Genomic DNA, 2779 nt, shown 5'->3' with positions numbered 1-2779 from the left:
GTCTCGGCCGCCTGCCGCGCGCCCCCGATCGGCCCGGCGCCCGCCGCCGGCACGCCGTCCGGCCCGAGCCGGAGCACGCGGTCGGCGGCGGCCAGGACGGAGGGGCGGTGGGAGATCACCACGAGGGCGGCCTGCGGCGACCACGCGCGCAGCCCCCGCAGGATCGTCGCCTCGGTCACGGCGTCGACAGCCGCGGTCACGTCGTCGAGGATGAGCACGTCCGGCCGGCCGATCAGCCCGCGGGCCAGGGCCAGCCGCTGGGCCTGGCCGCCGGAGACGGTCGCCCCGCGTTCTCCGAGCTCGGTGTCGTAGCCGTCGGGCAGGCTCAGCACGAAGTCGTCGACGGCGGCGACCGCGCAGGCCGCCCGCAGCTCGTCCAGCTCGACCTCGCGGCCGACCCGGAGGTTGTCCGCCACCGTGCCGGCCAGGATCAGGGGCCGTTGGGGAACCAGGCCGATCCGGCGGGCCAGCTCGAGGCGGGAGACCCGCCGCAGGTCGACGCCGCCCAGGCTGACCGAGCCGGTCGCCGGGTCCTCCAGCCGGCAGAGCAGGCGGGCGAGCGTGGTCTTGCCGCCGCCGGTCGGTCCGGTCACGGTGACGAACTCGCCCGGACCGACGCGCAGGTCGACCGGTCCGAGCACCCGCCGGCCGTCGCGCCGGGCGGTCAGCCCGGCGGCGAGCAGGGCCCCGCCTGGCGGCGGGGTCTCGGCGTCGGCCGGGTCGTCGTCAGTGACCGGGGTCTCGAGGATCTCGGCGATGCGCCCGGCCGCGACCCGGGCCTGGCCCCGGGCCGAGAGCAGGTCGACCGCGACCGTGACCGCCAGCGTCAGGGTGGTCATCCAGGAGGTGAAGGCGACCAGGCCGCCGACGGTGAGGCCGCCGCGCAGCGCCACCGTCCCCCCGATGGCCAGGCCGGCCGCGATCGCCAGCCGGGGGACGGCCGGCGGGACGGCGGTCCAGGACGCCGAGATGCGCGCGGCGGTCATGGTGTGGTCGGTGAGGACCGCGCTGCGGTCGTGGTGGCGACGGGCAAGAGCCGCCTCACCGCCGAGGCCGCGCACCGCGGCGCTGGCCGAGAGCAGGTCCTCCACCGCGTCGGCACGGGCGGCGAACGCCTCGGAGAGCTTCTCGTTCGCCGCGTCGAAGCGGCCGGGGAAGTAGGCGTTGGCCAACGCGGCCAGCGGGATCGTCACCACCCCGACGATCAGCAGTGGCCAGTCCAGCAACGCGAAGGCGGGCAGGACCACCACGATGGTCACGACGATCCGGACCCAGATGGCGAGGCTCTGCACCCACAGCCGGATCAGGTCGACGTCGCGGGTGACCCGGGTGGCCAGGTCACCGTGCCCGTAGCGGGCCATGGCGGGGCGGTCGAAGGCGGCCACCCGCTCGACCAGCGCGGCCCGCAGCGCGTGCGCGACGCGGTTCGCGGCCCGGCCCGACCACCACAGGCCGCCAGCGCCGCCGAGCATGAACACCACGGCGACGACCGCCGTCGGGACGGCCCAGGTCAGCGTGCCGTGGACCGATCGCGGGGTGATGCCCTGGTCGAGCGCGCGCTGAATGCACCAGGGGAGGGCGAGCATCGCCGTCTGCTGGACCACCGTGGCCGCGCCGCCGAGGGCGAGTTGCCCCCGCCGCGCCGACAGCTGCGTCCTGAGCAGTCGCTTACCCGTCGCGCCGTCCAACCCAGCACCGTCCTGACCGGTTCGTGCCCGCGTCGTCCGACGACCGTCCGGCGCACCGGCGTCCGGCACCGGCGTCCGATGTCGGGCCGGCGGGATCGGGAGCCCGTGCCCGCCTGGTCGAAGACAGCGGGCAGCGGCTACCTGCCCGATAAAGTCAGGTATAGCTAACCTAAGTAACCCAGCCCCGTCAACCCATCTGGACGGACCGGCTCGGCTCCGTGAGCGGGTCGGCCGTTCCGCCAGACGTGGGCGCCGGGACGGCCACCGCCGGGCTCTGGGCCGGGCTCTGGGCCGGGCTCTGGGCCGGGCTCTGGGCCGGGCGCACCGCCGGGCCAGCGCCGCGGCCGCAGCGGGATCACCAGCGGCGTCCCCGACTCCGGATCGGTGATAATCCGGCAGGCCAGGCCGAAGACGTCCGCGACGAGCGCGGCGGTGACGATCTCGGCCGGCGGCCCCTGGGCGACGATCCGCCCGTCCCGCATCGCCACCAGGTGGTCGGCGTACCGGCTGGCCTGGTTGAGGTCGTGCAGCACCGCCACCAGCGTGTGGTCGCCGCCGGCGAGCAGCTCGGCGCACAGGTCCAGCACTTCGACCTGATGGGCGATGTCGAGGAACGTCGTCGGCTCGTCCAACAGCAGAATCGGCGTCCGCTGGGCCAGGACCATCGCCAGCCACACCCGCTGGCGCTGGCCGCCGGACAGCTCGTCGACCAGGCGGTCGGCCAGGTCGGCGACGGCGGTCCGGGCCATCATCTCGGCCACGACCCGCTCGTCCTCCCGCGACCACTGGCGCAGCAGCCGCTGGTGCGGGTAGCGGCCGCGGGCGACCAGGTCGGCCACGGTGATGCCGGCCGGCGCGGTCGCGGACTGGGCCAGCAGGCCGAGCCGGCGCGCGACCTCCTTCGTCGAGTACGACGAGATCAGCGCGCCGTCGAGGTGCACCGCGCCCGCCTTCGGCCGCAGCAGGCGGACCAGCGCGCGCAGCAGCGTCGACTTGCCGCAGGCGTTCGGTCCGACGATGACGGTGAACGCCCCGTCCGGGATGTCGATCCCCAGCTCGCGGGCCACCACCCGCTGGTCGTAGGCCAAGGT

General features: G+C 75.6%; 2 protein-coding genes. Both read right to left on the bottom strand.

All coding sequences use genetic code 11. The features are described from left to right. On the bottom strand, positions 1 to 1688 hold a 1688-nt coding region (locus ACY45C_RS07815), incomplete at its 3' end, for an ABC transporter ATP-binding protein (protein WP_462186957.1). 164 nt (positions 1689 to 1852) lie between these two features. Then, positions 1853 to 2779, bottom strand: a 927-nt coding sequence (locus tag ACY45C_RS07810; protein ID WP_462186956.1) for an ABC transporter ATP-binding protein, incomplete at its 5' end; no start/stop codon positions are given.

The sequence above is a fragment of the Frankia sp. CcWB2 genome, from assembly GCF_977927585.1.
Note: the sequence above shows the minus strand (reverse complement) of the source record. Positions and strands in the feature narration are given on the sequence as shown.